Genomic DNA, 17,274 nt, shown 5'->3' with positions numbered 1-17,274 from the left:
CGCTTGATTTAGCGACTTCGGAGGCACCCGTGGAGCTCCTGCCGATCAGCACGCCGCACTGCCGGATCGAACGCGACGGCCACGTCCTGACCGTCACCATGGACCGGCCGGAGGCCCGCAACGCGCTGTCCTCGGACATGCTGGTCGGCCTGGCTTCGGCGTGGGCGTACGCGTCGGCGGAGCCCGGGATCCGGGTGGCGATCCTGACGGGCGCGCAGGGCACGTTCTGCTCCGGGGCCGACCTCAAGGCCATGGGCACGCCGTCCACGGACCCGGAGGTGCAGGCCAGGGCCGCGCAGATCCCGAACTTCCACTGGAAGGGCTTGCTGCGGGAGGACCTGCCCACCAAGCCGGTCATCTGCGCGGTCGAGGGCTACGCGGTCGCGGGCGGCACGGAGCTGCTGGTCGGCACGGACCTGCGGGTGGTGGCGGAGTCGGCCACGCTGGGCCTGTTCGAGGCCAGGCGGGCGCTGTTCCCGATGGGCGGCAGCGCGGTGCGGCTGCCCCGGCAGATCCCGTACTGCCACGCCATGGACCTGCTGCTCACGGGCCGCGCGGTCACGGCGGCGGAGGCGCTGTCGATGGGCCTGGTCAACCGCGTGGTGCCGGACGGGCAGGCGCTGGCCGCGGCGCGCGAGCTGGCCGACGACGTGGCCGCCGCCGGCCCGCTGGCGGTGCGGGCGATCCTGCGGACGTACCGGGACACGCTGGGCCTGGCGGAGGCGGACGCGCTGAAGGTGTCGGACGAGCTGGGCTGGCCGGTGATCGGCTCGGAGGATGCCAAGGAGGGCGCCCGCGCCTTCCGCGACAAGCGTCCGGCCGTCTTCCAGGGACGCTGACGGGCGTCACGGCCCCGGGGACGGGCACCTGTTCAGTCGGCGGTGAGGCGTCCGAGGCGCTCCATGGCCTCGGCGTACTCCTCCACGAGGCCGTAGACCACGTCCTTCGCCGAGCGCACCTGGTTCAGCACGCCGATGATCTGACCCGCGGGGAACGTGGCCAGCTCGGCGGCGTCCGAGCGGCCGATGCGGCGCAGGGCGTCCGACACCAGCATGAACTGCAGCGGCATCGGCAGCGTCCCCGGCGACTCCTCCGACTCCCACGCCTGTGTCCACTCGTTCCTGAGCAGCCGGGCGGGCTTGCCCGTCCAGCTCCGCGAGCGCACGGTGTCGCGGGACGTGGCCGCGAGGATGCGCCGCCTGGCCAGCTCCGGGGTGTCCGCCTCCTCGACCGTGAGCCACAGGGAGCCGGTCCACACGCCCTCGGCACCGAGCGCGAGCCCCGCGGCCATCTGGCGGCCGTTGCCGATGCCGCCCGCGGCCAGCACGGGCACGTCCACGGCGTCCACGACCTGGGGGATGAGCACCATGGTGGAGATCTCGCCGGTGTGCCCGCCGGCCTCGGTGCCCTGGGCGACCACCACGTCCACGCCCACCTCCACCTGCTTGAGCGCGTGGCGCGGGGTCGAGGCGAGGGCGGCGACCTTCACTCCGTGGGCGTGCGCCAGCTCGACGATGTCGGCGGGCGGCGGGCCGAGCGCGTTGGCCAGGAGCGCGATGGGGTGACGCAGGGCCACCTCGACCTGGGGGCGCGCGGTGGCGTCGGTCCAGCCGAGCAGGACCTTCCCCGCGTCGGCGTCGGCCGACAGGGGCGGGACCCCGTGCCTGGTCAGGAGGTTCTCGACGAACGCCCGGTGCCCGTCCGGGATCATGGACCGCAGGCGGCCGACCAGCTCATCGGGGGCGAAGTGCGCGCCTTCGTACGAGGCCGGCATGACGACGTCCACCCCGTAAGGCCTGCCGTCCACGTGCTCGTCGATCCACGCGAGCTCGGTCTCCAGCTCTTCCGGCGTGAAGTAGAGCGCCCCGAGCACCCCCATGCCCCCGGCCCGGCTGACGGCGGCGACCACGTCCCTGCAATGGCTGAACGCGAAGATCGGGAGCTCGATTCCGAACATGTCCGTGACACGGGTCCGCATGGCCCGACAATACGTCCGCTGACCAGCTAACTGCAACGCGTTCTAGACTAGAACCTTTGGTCTGGTACCGGTGAGTAACCTTGATTTATAACTCGTTCTAGCAGGAATCGCAGTCAACGAAAAGGGCCCGTTCTCACGGGCCCTGGAAATGCGCGCGGATTACTCGTCGCCGGCCGGGCGGCGGCGGCCCACGACCACGCCGGCCAGGACCAGCACGACGCCGACGACCAGCAGCACCAGCGGGATGACGCTACGCAGCAGGTTGATGGTGTTCTTGCCCTCCTGCGCGTTCTTGACCAGGTCGTTCACGGTCTGCTCGGTCATCTTCGCGGTGGCGATGAAGGCCGCCGAGCGCTCCACGCCGTCCTGGGTCTTCAGCACCTCGTGGCGCTGCACCTCCTGCCGGACCGGCGAGCCGGTCACCGGCTCCACCCAGAACGTCGTCTTGCCGTCGTACCAGCGGTCCACCTGCACGTCGCCGGTGGTGTCGGTGATGCCGAGCACGTTGGCGGGGGCGGTGCGAGTCTCGGTCTTGGTCGGGGGCACGCTCTGCTCGAAGACGTAGACGGGCAGGCCGTTGACGTTGTCCTCGCGGACGAAGGCGGCGTCGAACGCCTTCTGCGCCGTGGCGTTGAACACCTTGTACGTCTTCTTCTCCACGTCGAACGGGAACTTGTAGATCTGCCCCTCCAGCGTGACCGGCGCCTTCTCGACGCTGGTGCCGCAGCAGTTGAGGCCCAGCCCCGTGTAGCGGTCGAAGGCGCTGCGCCGCTCGGTGATGTCGATCTGCGGGCGGCTGTTGGTCACGTCGTTGACGACCGTGGCCTCGTCCCAGACCACCCGGTCGGCGGTGGCCTCCTTCACGTCGCCGCGCGTGGTGACGATGATGTCGAGGTCGCCGGTGAGCACCTTGAGGTCCTGCAAAGAGAAGTACTGGGCGCTCTTGGCCTCCAGCCGCGAGATGCCGAACTGGTCGGCCGGCGCGGAGATGATCTGACCGGCCGCCCAGAATTTCAGCAGCGGCGCCAGCGCGATGAAGAATGCCCCGAACCCGATGAGGACGAGCGTGGAGATACGACCCATCGAGGCCTCCGCATTTTGTAGAACATGTTGTCGTCAGGTCCGATCGTCGAGCAACAAAGTATGCCAGGGGGTGCGACCCGTCATCGGCGGGCATACCACCGCAACCAAATCGATAGAAACAAGTTCTATCCTGGTTTCCGCATTCGGGAGCGAGCAGTGGGAGCAGCGATGAGGAGCAGGGACGCCGCCCTCGACGGCATCCGGGCGATCGCCGCGCTCGGCGTCTGGCTGCTGCACGTCGGCAGCAACACGGGCGTCATGTACCGCGAGGGCATGGTCCCGTGGATGATCAGTCGCCTGGGCATCGCCGTACCCATCTTCTTCCTCCTGTCGGGCCTGCTGCTCTACCGCCCGTGGGCGCGCGCGGTGATCGAGGATACGCCACGGCCGCGGCCGCTGCGTTACCTGTGGCGCAGGGTGCTGCGGGTCATGCCGGCCTACTGGCTGGTCGCCGGGCTGGCGTTGTGGGCGTGGAGCTCGTTCGACTGGACGGGCCGGCTGAAGTGGATGCTGCTGGCGCAGAACTTCTTCCCCGGCGACCCGGTGCCCGACGGGCTCTACCAGATGTGGACACTGCCCATCGAGATGTCCTTCTACGTGCTGCTGCCGGTGCTGGCCTGGGTGCTGCACCGGTGGGCGCGCGGCGGGAACCGGCCGGTCCGGCTGCTGGCGGGCATCGCGGTGCTGGCGGGGGTCTCGCTGGTCACCGTGACCGTGGCCCGGCTGTTCGAGCAGCCGCAGCTCGCCCTGCTGCTGCCGTACCATCTGATGTTCTTCGCCTGCGGCATGGCGATGGCGGTGCTGTCGGTGTGGATCGGGCACAGCCGCGTGGTCGACTCGCTGGCGCCGCAGCTCCTCGTGCTGGCGGCCCTGCTGTACGCGCTGCTGAGCACCGAGCTGGCCGGCCCGCGCACGCTCACGCTGCCCACCCTGTCGCAGTCGCTGTGGCGGCTGAGCCTGGAGGCGGCCGTGGCGGTGCTGCTGGTGGCGCCGTTCGCGCTGGCCTCCAGGCCCGGCTCGCTCAGGAACCGGGTGCTCGGCAACCCCGTGAGCGCCTACCTCGGGCGCATCTCCTACAGCTTCTTCCTCTGGCACGCGCCCGTGATCACGCTGCAGCTCAAGCTGACCGGCGCGCAGCCGTTCCAGGGCGACTTCCTCAGCGTGGCGGTGGTGTCGTTCGTGGTCACGATGGTGCTGAGCGTCGGCACCCACCACCTGGTCGAGGTGGGCGCGCTCAAGCTCGGCCGGCACCGGTCAGCACCTGTTCCACCGCCGGGCGCTCCGGCTCCGGTTCCGGCCGCGCCGGCTCCGTGACGAGGCGGCCGAACAGCACGCCCACGGCCGCGCAGGCGGCGAGCTGCGGCGCCTGGTCCATGAGCACCTCCACGACGATCCCGGGCAGGCCGATCCCGTGGTCGCGCAGCACCAGGCCCGCCGCCAGCGACGCCGTGGCGGCGCCGAACAGGCCGGCCGCCGCCCAGTGCGCGGGCAGCCCGCGGGCGCGGGGCAGCAGGGTCACCAGCACGGCGGCGACCACCGCGACCATGCCGGGCCAGTTCGCCACCCAGCCGCCGAACGCCAGCGCCAGCACCACCACGTACGGCGCCCGCGCCCGCGACATCCGGGCCGCCGAGGCCGGGGCGGTCTCGCGTACGTGCTCGGGCCGCGGCCCCCGCAGCACCAGGGCGGCCAGCGCGAGCAGCGCGATCCCGGCCAGCCCGAGCACGAGCGCGAGCCGGTAGGCGCGATCGGGCAGGTATTCCAGCCGGACGGTCCCCGACGTGCCCGCGGGCAGCTCCCAGCCCTGCTTCCAACCGTCGATCCTGATGGGTTTGAGCGTCTCGCCGTTGATCTGGGCCCGCCAGCCCGCGTTGTGGTTCTCGTTGACGACGAGGTAGGAGTCCTTGGGCGCGCTCACCTCGACCTCGCGCACGGAGGCGGTCCAGGTGCCCCGCACCGCGGCCCCCGCCACACCGCGCGGCTCCTCGGGCAGCGCGCCGACCACGAGCGAGTCGATCTCGAACGGGTCCCAGCCCGCCACCCGCACCCGGTTGTCGCCCGCGGCCAGCTCGGCCTCCGAACAGCCCACGATCTCCACCGGCCGCTGTTCGAGCAGGTCGGTGTGGCTGCCGGTGACCTTGGTCGGGATCTTGCGGCCGTTCACCTCGATCTGCGGCCCGAGCCCGCAGTCCAGCCGCAGCGGGACGTCGGCGGGCCGACCCACCGGGTCGACGCCGGGCACCACCAGCTCGGTCACCTGCAGCCGCTGGGAGAAGGGGGCGAAGCGGAGCTGGAGCCGGCTGGTGGACATGGCCTTGAACGTGAGGTTGCCCCGCTCGTCCACCCGCCCGCCGCGCACCGCGCCGCCGTCGCCGCTCACGATCACATCCAGGGCCGCCTGGTCGCCTCCCGGGCGGCCGATCTGGAGGCTGGAGATCGTCTGCTTGCCCTTCCAGGCGATGGTGAGCGTGGGCTCGGCGTCGGCCGGGTCCGGGATCCAGGTGGTGCTCCCGTCCGCGTCGAACGCCGACCTGGGCGAGACCACGGCGTCCTCGCTGAGCTGGGACGAGCCGGTCACGGTCGTCAGGTCCGCACGAATGCGGGTGAAGCGGTCGATCAGCTCAGGGTCGGTCAGCACTGCCGTTCCCCGCACGTCCACGGTCGAGGCGGTCTCAGCCTGGAAGGTCCGGTCGAACCCGGTCTCCTCGCCCTGCTTGGCCAGGACCACCTCGTTGCAGACCCACCGGTACTGGTTGCGCATGCAGGCGGGCCGCTCGTCGAGCCCTCGGTCCATCACGTACGCGTCACCGCTGCGGCCCGGCAGCCGGATCGACCGCTCGGGCGTGACACCGGGGATCGACAGCTCGACGACGCCGACCCGCTGCCCGTAGCTCCACCCGGCGGTCCCGGTCGCGACCACCTTCATCCGCACCCAGCCGGTGGGCCCGGCGGGCACGCGCAGCCGCTGCGGGTCGGTGCTGCGCCGGACGTCCTGGACCAGGCTGCCGCCCTCGGTCTCCACGGCCACCCGCGTGATCGTCTGGCCGAGCAGCAGGTCGGGGGCGAACATGACGTCCAGGTACGGAATCCGCACCGGGCCCGGCAGGTCCACCCGCAGCCACTCGCCCTGCGGGGCCGTGGAGCCGTCGCTCTCCCAGGCGGTGTCCACGTTGCCGTCCATGGCCGCCCACGGGCCGCGTCCGGCGCTGCTGATCCCGGCGATCGTATACGGGCCGGCCACCGAGGAGGAGGCGCTGATCCCCGCGATGCCGTGGTACTCGGCCACGGCGGTCTCGTCCAGCCAGCCGTCCTCCAGCAGGTCGAGCTCCCTGACCCCGGAGAAGTCCCGCTTCCTGTCGGCCGTCAGCGTGGGCGACCAGTTCGTCCGGATCTCGCCGAACGAGCGCTCCCGCAGCCGCAACGCGTCGCTCACCACGGTCGGCGTCTCGCGCGTGCCCGCGTCACCATTCACCAGCACCGGGCCGTCGCCCAGGAGGCCGAGGTCGCCCATGGCGAGCAGCGAGTCGGGCCCGCCGCGCACGGCCACCGCGTCGGCCGCCGACTGCACGGAGACCAGGTCGGAGCCGCCCGGCACCTCGTAGAGGTCGAGCGCGGGGAACGGCGGGTCGACCTGGTTCACCGCGTCGTCGGTCTCCCTGTCGCCGATCGGCTCGCCGAACGAGCGCACCTTCGTGATGCCCGGCGACTCGCGCAGCGCCTCGAAGACCCGCGACGGCCAGGCGCCCTGGAGGTTCTGCCTGAGCAGGTCGTTGCGGACGAGCAGATAGCGCACGCCGAGGCGGCGCAGCACGTCGGTCACCCCCGCCGAGCCGTGGCCCGCGGTGAGCCGCTGGTCGATGGCGTCCAGCAGCCTGGTCAGGCCGACCGAGCCGGGCGGCGTGATCTGCCGGGTGGTCCAGCGGGAGAGCGACAGGGCCTGCATGGGCTCGTCCATGGGGCGGCCCCAGGCGTACTCGGCGAACTTGGCGCCCGGCACGATCAGCACGCCGTCGTCGCCGGCGTTGCGGTTGAGCCAGTCCGCGGCCTCGCGCCAGTACGCGGGCACCTCCTTGAAGTCGCCGGGCGCGGCCAGGCCCTGGTTGAAGACGGGCAGCACGAGCGCGGCGCAGGCCGCCGCCGTGAGCGTACGCACCGGGATCCGGGCCCTGACCAGCAGGTGGGCCAGGCCGAAGGCGAGCGCGAGTCGGACGAGGGGGTCGAACTTGCGCAGGTTGCGCAGCGGCGCGAGCGGGCCGTCCAGCAGCCAGCGCACGGGCTCGGCCACGACCGGCTCCAGCACGCTCGCGTGCCCCGCCACCAGCGCCGCCACGCCCACCACGAACAGCGCCACCACGAACCCCTTGGCGGGCAGGTCACCGCGGGCCAGCCCGGCCAGGCCGAGCGCCGCGATCACCCCGGTGACCACGACCATCGTGGCCGAGGTGGCGATCGCGAACCCGGGCGGCTGCTCGAAGACGCCGTTCAGCGGCAGGTAACGCACCCAGTCGGAGGCGCCGCGCAGCACGTTCGTGAGCGAGGTGACCGCCGTGGTGGTCTCGGCGGTCTCGGTGTACGGCAGGAAGGAGAACGCGTAGCGGCCCACGAGCACCAGCGGCAGCGACCAGAACAGGGTGGCCACCACGACCGCCGCCGACCACCAGCCGAGCAGCCGCCAGCGCGGCACCGGGCGCGGCCGCGTCAGGATGTACAGCACGGGCGCGACCAGCACGGCCAGCACGGCGACCGCGTTCACGCCGCCGCACAGCGCCACCGCCAGCGCCGACCTGATCGCCCCGCGGGCGCGCTGGCCCGTCTCCGCGGCGGTGAGCAGCGGGAGGAGGACCCACGGCAGCATCGCGGCGGGCAGCCACTCGATGGAGATCTCGCCGAGGATCGACAGCGCGCGCGGGGCCAGCGCGTACGCCAGGGCCCCGGCGATCCTGGTGCCCGGCGTGCCGATGCCGAGCCGCCCGGCCAGCCGCTCCACGCCGAGGAAGGCCACGCACAACAGCAGCATGAGCCAGAGCCGCTGCGTCACCCACGGCTCGACGCCGGCCAGGTCGCCCAGGGCGAAGAACGGCCCCATCGGGAAGACGTAGCCGGCCACCTGGTTCTGGAGCTGGCCGAAGTGTTGCAGGTCCCACAGGTGGGCGGCGCGCTCCAGCCAGCCGAGCGGGTTGAGCGCGAGGTCCATCTTGGTGTCGGAGATGAGGTGGCCCGGCTTGGTGGTGAACGCCAGCAGGCCGAAGCCGAAGCAGCACAGCAGCAGCCAGAGCCGGCGTCTGGCGGACTCGCCGACCGGCCGCCCGCCGCCCGTACGCCGGCCCGCCACGAGTTTGTCGGTCGGCAGCAGGGCCTTGACCCGGCTCACCGCTGCTCCTGCTCCCAGCCGGGGCCGTGGTCGTTGTCGTGGTCGTGGCCGAGCATGAGGGCGGTGAGACGGTCAGCGCTGCGGTCCCAGGAGAAACGGCCCGCCCATTCCCGACATTTCACGGTATAAGTGTGGTCCAGATCATCGAGTGCCGCGGCTATGCCCTTGGCCAGGTCGGTCCCCTCGGGCAGCAGCCAGCCCGTCTCCCCATGGCGTACGGCGTCGCGCAGCCCGTCCACGTCGAAGGCCACCGTGGGAACGCCCAGCGCGGCGGCCTCCAGCACGCTCAGCCCCCACCCCTCACCCTGGGAGGCGCTCACGTGCAGCCACGCCCGCGCGACGACGCGCGCCTTGTCCTCCTCCGGCAGGTAGCCGTGCAGGATCACTCCCTCGGGCAGCCGGGAACGCAGCGCCGCCTCCTCCGGCCCTCGGCCGACGACGTCCACGACCAGTCCTGGCCGGCGTTTGCGCAGCTCCGCCACGGCGTCGATGAGCAGGTGCACGCGCTTGTGCGCGACCAGCCGCCCGAGGCAGACGAGCCGCGGGACCGGGCTCCTGACCAGGTCGGCGGGCGCGGCGACGGTCACCCCGTTCGGCACGATGTGCACGGGGCCGCGCCAGCGGAGCCGTTCCCGCATGGCCAGCACCGTGGACGGCGAGACGGCCACGCTCTCGTGCCGCCGATAGCTCCACCGCGACACCGGCCCTTCGAGGAACCGCCCGAAGGCCGCCATCCAGCGCGGGAGATGCACCCCGAACTGCCGGTCGTGCACGTGGTGCACCACGCACAGCACCCGGGTACGCCGCCGCACGACCCACGGGGTGAAGAACGGAATCCCGTTCTGGCAGTCGAGCACCACGTCGAAGCGGCCCCCACGCGGCAGCAGCCAGCCCAGCACCAGCGGATAGACGGACAGGACCCCGCCCATCCGCACGAACAGGACGCCTTCCACGCTCTCGCGCCGCCGCTGCCCCGGGGCCCGCGCGGTGACGAAGCACACCTCGTGGCCGTTCCGCGCGAAGCGGCGGGCCAACTCCCAGGCGAACGTCTCCGCGCCGCCCGCGCGCGGATGCCAGGGATCACGCCAGTTGACGACCGCGATCTTCACGGAGAGCCGACGGGGTCGAGCGGCGGCTCCCAGGCCGGATGCGCGGCGGGCCGGGAAGGGACGCGCAGCCGCAGCCAGATCCGCCCCAGCTCCAGCACGATGCCGAACGTGTGCCGGGCCGGGGAGAAGCGCGAGCCGGGCATGTCACGCCAGCGCACGGCGATCTCCCGCACCCGCGCGCCCCGCTCGGCGCAGCGCGCGAGCAACTCCACGTCGAAGGCGAAGCCGGGGGTACGCAGCCGCGCGGCGATCTCGCGGGCCATCGCGCCGTCGAAGAACTTGAAGCCGCACTGGGTGTCGCTCACCCCGGGCACGAGCACGCGCGCCAGCGCACGGAACCCGAAGGCGCCCAGCTCGCGGACCCGGCTGTGCCGGTTCTCCACGTGGGAGCCCCGGTGCCCTCTGGAGCCGATGACCACCCGCTCACCGGACAGCAGCAGGCCGAGCGCCACGTCGACGGCCGCCAGGTCGGTGGCCATGTCGGCGTCGCAGAAGCCGACGAAGGGAGCGCTCGTGCCGAGCAGCCCGGCGCGCACGGCGGCGCCCTTGCCGGGGATCGCGCACTGGACCAGGCGGACGGGCACCTGGCCGCGCGGCCAGGTCCTGACGATCTCGGCCGTACGGTCCGTGCTGGCGTTGTCCACGACGATGACCGAGGTGGGGAACGGCAGGCGGGCGAGCTTCGCGCACATCTGCAGGAGCCCCCCGGGGAGTCGTCCTTCCTCGTTGTAGGCGGGAATGACGATCTCCAGCAGTGGTCGTCGGCTCGTCCCCTCGTCCCCAAGTGGAGAGGGCGGCATGTCGGCTCGGGTTACCGGTCGCCGTAGTTGTAGAGCGGCTGGTTGACCGGCGTGGCGGTGGCGCCGGTGAACGTGACGGTGGTGACCGTCGCCACGAGTGCCGCCACGGCTACGCCGATGATCGCTGCTAAGAGGATCTTGATCACGGGGGTTCCTCCGGGAGCGGGCGAGTGGTGCGGGCGTCACCCAACTTAGAACCAATTCTTGCTACTGGGAAGTAGCTCTGCGAAAGCTTAACAAAGCCGCTGATGAGCTTACCTATTGGGGCGAAACCCCCGCCACCGGACCGTCGAATCGGTACAGTCGCAGGTCATCCCCCTCGACCACGAGGCGCGCAGCCCGGAGCCACCCCGCGAACCGCTCCCGCTCCTCCCCGGTCCCCGCGTCGACTATGACGTACAGAAACCCCGCTCCCGGCAGGTTCGGCGACGGCTCTTGTAGTACGTGTTCTACCGCCTGCGCCCGTGGGTCCTCGCTTCCCACGACCAGGTCGCCCACCCGTACGGCGTCGTTCGAGACCACCCGGCGGCCCGCCACCGCGAAGAAGCGCTGTGCGGGATCCAGCACCGCCCGCCCCCCGTTCCACGGGAAACGCCGGTACGACTCGAACGGCAGCACCAGCACGTCACCCGGCGCGGGATCGCGCGCGATGACCTCGCGGGCGGCCGTCCAGCTCTGCGGGTAGGAGACCGACCCGAGCCGCCCGAGCGAGCCCCACGCCATGGTCGGCAGCACGGCCACCGGCACCAGCGCCAGCGCGGCCACCCAGACCCGGCGGCGGGCCACGTGCTCGGCCAGCAGGCCCAGCCCGACGGCCGCCGCCAGGGCCAGCGGCGCGACGTACTGCTGAGCGTCACGGAACACCGCGAACCCGCCCCAGAGCCCCACCACCTGCTTGAACGCCTCCCGGCCCGGCCCGCTCACCCCCACGCACGCCACGCCGAGCCCGATCCCCGCCGCCACGGCCAGCCCCCTCTTGTACGGGACGTCCGCCCGCAGGAAGGCCACGACCCCGGCGAGCGTGAGCGCCAGCCTGGCCACGACCCCCACCACGCTCTCGTAGCCGGGCGGGACCGCGTAGGCGTTCCAGATCCCGCCCAGCGACAGCAGGCTGCCCACCGCACCGAACGGGGTGTCCGCCCGCGCCGCGAACGCGTCCACACCGGCCGGATCGCCCTCGATCCCGTACGGCCGCAGCGCGGTCGGCACCAGCCACGGCAGGCTGAACATCCCCAGCACCACCGCCACCCACACCACGACCCGCCGACGCGGCAGCGCGGCGAGCCGGGCCCCTGGTCGAGCGTCGGGCCCGGCACCCGACGGGACGCTCAGTGCGGCGACCGGGAGCGCCGTGATCGCGGTAACTGTCATCGCCGCGAACCCGCCCACCGCCGCGGGCACCATGGCCGCCACCACCCGCCGCCGCGACCACACGGCCCGCACCACCCAGGGCAGCCCCGCGTACCCGAGCAGCAGCGCCCACTGCCCGATGAGCAGCCGCTCGGCCACGTACGGGTTCCACACGTAGAACGCCCCCGCCACGAGCCGCGGCCCCAGCGACCCGGACGGCACCAGCAGCGCCGCCCCCGAGCAGCCCAGCACGAAGATCCCCAGCAGGATCAGCTTCTGCACCAGCTCGGCCGGCAGCACGTACGCCAGCGCGGTCACCACGGCGTCACTCGGCACCACCCGCGCCGCCCCGCCCGCCAGCCCGAACGTGAACCTGGAGAACTCCGGCTCCGGCACGAACACCATGTCCTGGAGCAGCGTGAACCCCCACCCCAGGGCGGGCCCGAGCGCCAGGCAGCCGAGGACCAGCCCGAGAAGGGCGGCGGCGAGCCCGGCGCGGGCCGTGTACGGCATCCCGCCATAACACCACAACCACCCCTGTCCCCGGCACGCCACGCAGCCGACCGCACACCATCAGGCGACGCACGGCGGGACGGCGGAGCGGGGCGGCTTGTTACGCTGCGGCGGGAGGAACGGGGCGATGACGGCGATGACGGTCGAAGGGGCGCGTCCCCGCTTACGCGCTGGTGACGCGGTGCTGGCCACCGGCCTGGCGATGGTGGCGCTCCAGCTCGTCTGGAAGTTCGAACTGGTCAGGCGGACCTACTTCCGCCAGGACGACTTCCACTACCTCATCAGGGCCCAGGAGAGCCCGCTCACCTGGGACTACCTCATGTGGGTCGACGTCGGCCACCTGCTGCCCGGCGGCTTCGGCATCTCCTGGGCGATGGCCCGCCTCGGCGGCTACAACGAGCTGCTCGCGCACGCGACGACGATGACCCTCCAGGCGGCGGCCGGCCTGGCGCTGCTGCGGCTGCTCCGGCTGCTGTTCGGGGCCCGGCCCGCGATCCTGGTCCCGCTCGGCCTCTACCTCGTGACGCCGATGACGATCCCGTCCCTGTCGTGGTGGGCGGCGGTGCTGGAGACGCTGCCGCTGCAACTGGCGCTGCCGATGGCGCTGTCGTCCCACGTCCGCTACGTGCGCGAGGGCCGGACGCGGCACGTGGTGGCGGCGTGCGCGTGGACGGTGTTCGGGCTGCTGTTCTTCGTCAAGGCGGCGTTCGTCCCCGTGCTGATGCTGGTGATCACCGCGATCTGGCTGACGCCCGGGTGGAGACGGCTGTGGCGGGCGTGGGTGCCGTACGCCGTGATCCTGGCGGCGTACTCGTGGATCTTCTTCACCGGGCTGTACGGGTCCGTCCAGATCAACGACGCGACGCAGACCCCGGGCCTGCCGGAGGCCGGGGTGGCGGGCGCGTTCGCGTGGCTGCTGGGCTCGCGCGGGCTGGTGCCGTCGGCGCTGGGCGGGCCGTGGCGGTGGCAGCCGATCGGGGACGACTACGCGATGGCGGCCACGCCGGAGCCGCTGGTGTGGGCCGGGCTGGGCGTGGCGGCGGTCGTGGTGTCCGTGTCGGTGCTCTACCGGCGGCGGGCCTGGCTGGCGTGGCTGGTGCTGCTCGGCTACTTCCTGCTGGCCGACGTGGTGCCGGTGCTGCTCGGCCGGATCGAGCTGCTCGGGCCGGACGTGCTCGGCCACGAACTGCGCTACCTGGCCGCCACCGCCACCGTCGTGTCCGTGGTGATCGGGCTGGCCTTCATCCCGCTCGACGGCGAGGAGCGCCCGTGGCTGCGCCCGCGCTCGCGCCTCAGATGGGCGTGGGTGCCGCTGGCCGCCGCCGTCACGGCGGGCTCGGTCTGGTCGGTGGCCGCCTACGCCGATCGGCCGCTGGGCCGTACCGTACGCGGCTACGTGGAGACGGCCAGGCTCGCGCTGTCCCGCGTGCCCGAGGGCACGGTCGTGCTCGACACGCACGTGCCGCCCGAGGTCGCCGCCCCCGCCTTCTTCCACGACTACGCGCTGCACTCCAAGGTGCTCGGCGTGCCTGACCCGTGGCCGGTGACGTGGGTCCGCCGGTTGTCCGGCCCGCTGCCGAACCCGATGGTGTTCGACGCCAGGGGACGCCTGCGCCCGGTGGCCGTCGAGGGGGTCACGATCCCGCAGGGCTCGTCCTGCGTGCCGGTCGGCGGTCAGGAGGTGCGCTTCCGGCTCCCGTACCCGCTGGCGGGCGGCGAGTACACGGTGCAGCTCTCCTACCTGAACGGCGCCGAGACCAACCTGTCGGTACGCCTCGGCCTCGGCGTCGCCCAGGCGCCCGCCGGCAGGGACCTGGGCAGGACGTTCACCCAGGTCCACGGCGAGGGCGGCGAGCTGGCCGTCCGCACGACCGGCGGCCCTGCCGCCTGCCTCGGGGAGATCAGGATCGGCCGCCCCGTCCCCGACGAGAACGGCCCGCCCATCCCCCCGCGACCCGCGACGGGATAGGCCGCTACCTGCCCGGCTCGGGGTCGCGCGGCAGGCCCAGCATGCGCTCGCCGATGATGTTGAGCTGCACCTCGGTGGTGCCGCCGTAGATGGTCATCGCCCTGGTGGCGAGCACGGCCCTGGTCCAGTAGCCGGCGTCGCCGAGCGTCATGTCGGCCGCGGTCACGGCGGCGGCCCCGAGCAGCTCGACCGCGGTCTCGGAGACGTGCTGGGCGTGGGAGGTGGACAGCAGCTTGCGTACGGAGGCGTCCGCGCCCGGCTCGGTCCCGGCGAGCTGCTTGAGCGTCACCCGCAGCGACAGCGCGTTGATCGAGTGGCCCTCGGCGACCACCTCGGCCACCCGCTGCGCCTCGACCGGCGTCAGCTCCCGGCCCAGCCGGCCGATCAGGCCCAGCAGGTCGGGCACCGACGCGCCGCTGCCGCCCGAGCCGGACGACAGGGAGACGCGCTCGTTGGACAGCGTGTTGCGGGCCACCTTCCAGCCCGCGCCGACCTCGCCCACGACCAGGTCGTCCGGCACGAAGACGTCGTCGAGGAAGACCTCGTTGAACAGGTTCTCGCCGGTCATCTCGGTCAGCGGCCTGACGGTGACGCCCGGGGCCTTCATGTCCACCAGGAAGTACGTGATGCCCTCGTGCTTGGAGCCCTCGTTGGAGTCGCGGGCGATGCAGATGCCCCATTCGGCCACGTGGGCGACGGACGTCCAGATCTTCTGGCCGTTGAGCTTCCAGCCGCCCTCGACCTTCTCCGCCTTCATCTGCAACGAGGCCAGATCGGAGCCGGCGCCCGGCTCGGAGAAGAGCTGGCACCAGATCAGCTCGCCGCTCAGCGTCGCGGGCAGGAAGCGCTCCTGCTGCTCGGGCGTGCCGTACGCGGCGATGGACGGCACCACCCAGGCACCGATGATCATCGCGGGCAGGCGTACCTTGGCGGCCTTGAGCTCCTGGGCGATGAGCACCTGCTCCAAGGGCTTGGCGGCGCGGCCCCACGGCCTGGGCAGGTGGGGCATGACGAACCCGCGCCCGGCCAGGGCCCGCTTCTGCTCCTTGCCCTCCAGCAGCGCGATCTCGGCGATCTCCGCGCGGATCGACTCGCGCAGTCCCTCGGCGTCTTCAGGCAGGTCGATCTCCATCTCGCGGGAGACGCCCTGCAACGCGAGCGAGGTCACGGTGGCGGCCCACTCGGCCGACGGGCCCAGCAGGGCGCGCAGGGTGAGCGCGCGGCGGTAGTAGAGGTGCACGTCGTGCTCGAAGGTGTAGCCGATGCCGCCGAACGTCTGGATGGCGTCTTTGGCGCACAGCACGGCGGCGTCGGGGGCCATGACCCCGGCCACGGCGGCGGCGAACTCCAGCTCCTTGCCCTGGGCGCGGGTGGCGTCCCAGACAGTGGCGCGGGCCTGCTCCAGTGCGACGAGCATGCGCGACAGCTTGTGCTTGATGCCCTGGAACTGGCCGATCGGGCGGCCGAACTGGACGCGTACCTTGGCGTAGTCGGCGGCGGCCGTGACGCACCACGAGGCCAGGCCCGCCGCCTCGGCCCCGAGCAGGATCGCGGCGAGGTTGCGGACGTCGGCGCTCTCCACGCCGCCCAGGACGCCCTCGGCCGGCACGACTACCTCCGACAGCTCGACCCTGGCCACCGGCCTGGTCAGGTCGAGCGACCTGACCTCGGTGACGGTGGCGGAGGAGGCGTCGACGAGCACCCACTCCTCGCCGTCGACCGTGGTGACCGGCAACACCAGCGCGTCGGCCAGCGAGCCGCCGAGCACGGGCTCGGCCGTGCCGGAGACGACGAGCGCGCCGTCCTCCGTACGAGTGCCGGTCAGCGCACCGGTCAGCGCGACGGCGGCGGTCAGCGTGCCGTCGGCGAACGACTCCAGGTGCTCGGGCCGCTTCGAGGCGTTGATCACGGCACTGGCCAGCACGGTAGGCACGTACGGCCCCGGGGCCACCCGCTCGGCCAGCGCCTCGACGGCCACCGCCGCCTCCAGCAGGCCGTAGCCGGAGCCGCCGTACTCCTCGGGCAGGTGCAGGCCCAGCAGGCCCTGCTCGGCGAGGCCCGGCCAGAACGCGGGACGCCTCTCAGAACCCGCGCGGGCCCGCTCCGAGGGGAGGTTCCGCTCGGCCCAGCCGCTCACCGACTCGCGGAGCGCCTCGTGCTCCTCGCTCAACCCGATCGCCATTGCTCATCCTCCAGCCAGGTCCGCGTCATACCCAGAACCATATTCTAGAGGATGCTTCTGGCATATCCCTCGCCTAGATGGGACGAACCCGGGCGGCCAGGGTGTTGAGGTCGCGCCAGCGCGCCTTGTTCGTCTCGGGGATCGAGGCCACGAGCATCGCCGGCTTGGTCTTGCCCACCTCGACCACCGCCACCAGGGCCTGGGCCTCCTGCTCCGCGCCGTCGAAGGTGTAGGTGACCTTGTAGCCGAGCGTCCAGCCCTCGCCGACGGGGACCTTCTTGGAGGCGGTCCACTCGTCGAGGGTGGCGCCCTCGGGGAACTGCGTGCTGAGGCTCCAGCGGGCGGCCTGGGCGGCGATCTCGCGGTAGTCGGCGTTCGAGTCGGGCTTCTGCGCGGGCGACTCGCCGGGGAACATGGCCGAGGCGATCACGGTGTGCGGGACCGCCACCTCGCCGATCCGCTGCGCGATCGAGAACGGCGGGAACGACCTGGCCTGCCACGGCGCGTCCAGCCTCGGGTAGGTGATGCCGACGTTGTCGTCGGTGATCGTCCCGGTGACGTCGGACGCCTTGCCGGACAACGTCGCGTAGCCCTTGCTCTCCGGCACCGGCGGCAGCGCGATCGGGGTCTCGGACGGGGTCGGACTGGCCGAAGGGGTGGGGCTGGCCGAGGGCGCGGGCGCGACGCGTACGACCTGGTCCGAGGAGCCCTGCCGGGTGGGCACGTCGCCCGAGAACACGACGAAGACCGCCAGCACGGCCACGACCGTGGCCACGACGGCACCGGCCAGATAGACGACCCTGACCGGGATGTCACCCAGACGGCGGGCCGGGGGCGGCGGCGGGATCTGCGGCATGGACCGCTGCAGCGACTGCGCGATCTGCTGCCCCGGCCCACCACCGGCCCTCATCCCCGGCCC

General features: G+C 72.5%; 12 protein-coding genes. 3 read left to right on the top strand and 9 right to left on the bottom strand.

The features are described from left to right. The first annotated feature begins 29 nt into the window (after positions 1 to 29). Positions 30 to 839 carry a crotonase/enoyl-CoA hydratase family protein gene (locus ABD844_RS07815; protein ID WP_344874450.1) on the top strand — a complete coding sequence of 270 codons (810 nt, stop codon included), beginning with the start codon at positions 30 to 32 and terminating at the stop codon, positions 837 to 839. A 32-nt stretch (positions 840 to 871) separates the two neighbouring features. Here ABD844_RS07815 and ABD844_RS07810 read toward each other — a convergent pair whose 3' ends face one another. Together ABD844_RS07810 and pgfA are read right to left on the bottom strand one after the other, a co-directional pair. Next, positions 872 to 1,978 carry an NAD(P)H-dependent flavin oxidoreductase gene (locus ABD844_RS07810; RefSeq protein WP_344874448.1) on the bottom strand — a complete coding sequence of 369 codons (1,107 nt, stop codon included), beginning with the start codon at positions 1,976 to 1,978 and terminating at the stop codon, positions 872 to 874. A 159-nt stretch (positions 1,979 to 2,137) separates the two neighbouring features. Further along, positions 2,138 to 3,061, bottom strand: a complete 924-nt coding sequence (pgfA, locus tag ABD844_RS07805) for a cell envelope lipid trafficking protein PgfA (protein ID WP_344874446.1) — start codon at positions 3,059 to 3,061, stop codon at positions 2,138 to 2,140. Between the two features lie 168 nt (positions 3,062 to 3,229). On the opposite strand from pgfA, the gene ABD844_RS07800 reads away from it, so the two are divergent. Continuing rightward, the gene (locus ABD844_RS07800) at positions 3,230 to 4,375 is read left to right on the top strand and encodes an acyltransferase family protein (RefSeq protein WP_344874444.1); all 1,146 of its coding nucleotides are present in this window, start codon (positions 3,230 to 3,232) and stop codon (positions 4,373 to 4,375) included. Here ABD844_RS07800 and ABD844_RS07795 read toward each other — a convergent pair. The 5 genes from ABD844_RS07795 to ABD844_RS07775 form a co-directional block, all read right to left on the bottom strand. Further along, positions 4,296 to 8,432 carry an alpha-(1->3)-arabinofuranosyltransferase domain-containing protein gene (locus ABD844_RS07795; RefSeq protein WP_344874442.1) on the bottom strand — a complete coding sequence of 1,379 codons (4,137 nt, stop codon included), beginning with the start codon at positions 8,430 to 8,432 and terminating at the stop codon, positions 4,296 to 4,298. The two genes, ABD844_RS07800 and ABD844_RS07795, sit on opposite strands and share 80 nt — an antisense overlap. Then, complete coding sequence (locus ABD844_RS07790) at positions 8,429 to 9,541, bottom strand: glycosyltransferase family 4 protein (protein WP_344874440.1); 1,113 nt, start codon at positions 9,539 to 9,541, stop codon at positions 8,429 to 8,431. The genes ABD844_RS07795 and ABD844_RS07790 overlap by 4 nt, the downstream gene beginning before the upstream one ends. After that, entirely contained in the window at positions 9,538 to 10,341 is an 804-nt protein-coding gene (locus ABD844_RS07785; RefSeq protein ID WP_344874438.1) for a glycosyltransferase, read from the bottom strand. The genes ABD844_RS07790 and ABD844_RS07785 overlap by 4 nt, the downstream gene beginning before the upstream one ends. 11 nt (positions 10,342 to 10,352) lie before the next feature. Then, positions 10,353 to 10,487, bottom strand: coding sequence for a hypothetical protein (locus ABD844_RS07780; protein WP_344874437.1), 135 nt, complete (start codon positions 10,485 to 10,487; stop codon positions 10,353 to 10,355). A gap of 112 nt (positions 10,488 to 10,599) precedes the next feature. Next, positions 10,600 to 12,204, bottom strand: a complete 1,605-nt coding sequence (locus tag ABD844_RS07775) for an MmpA family trehalose lipid delivery protein (protein WP_344874435.1) — start codon at positions 12,202 to 12,204, stop codon at positions 10,600 to 10,602. Positions 12,205 to 12,331: 127 nt separating this feature from the next. Here ABD844_RS07775 and ABD844_RS07770 point away from each other — a divergent pair, with 127 nt between their 5' ends. Next, positions 12,332 to 14,173: a hypothetical protein gene (locus tag ABD844_RS07770; RefSeq protein WP_344874434.1), complete on the top strand. Its 1,842-nt coding sequence runs from the start codon at positions 12,332 to 12,334 to the stop codon at positions 14,171 to 14,173. Between the two features lie 4 nt (positions 14,174 to 14,177). Here ABD844_RS07770 and ABD844_RS07765 read toward each other — a convergent pair whose 3' ends face one another. Both ABD844_RS07765 and ABD844_RS07760 read right to left on the bottom strand, forming a co-directional pair. Further along, positions 14,178 to 16,355: an acyl-CoA dehydrogenase family protein gene (locus ABD844_RS07765; RefSeq protein ID WP_344874433.1), complete on the bottom strand. Its 2,178-nt coding sequence runs from the start codon at positions 16,353 to 16,355 to the stop codon at positions 14,178 to 14,180. Positions 16,356 to 16,428: 73 nt separating this feature from the next. Then, positions 16,429 to 17,265: a hypothetical protein gene (locus tag ABD844_RS07760; protein ID WP_344874432.1), complete on the bottom strand. Its 837-nt coding sequence runs from the start codon at positions 17,263 to 17,265 to the stop codon at positions 16,429 to 16,431. Between the last annotated feature and the right edge of the window lie 9 nt (positions 17,266 to 17,274).

The organism is Nonomuraea antimicrobica (assembly GCF_039536965.1).
GTDB lineage: Bacteria > Actinomycetota > Actinomycetes > Streptosporangiales > Streptosporangiaceae > Nonomuraea > Nonomuraea antimicrobica.
Note: the sequence above shows the minus strand (reverse complement) of the source record. Positions and strands in the feature narration are given on the sequence as shown.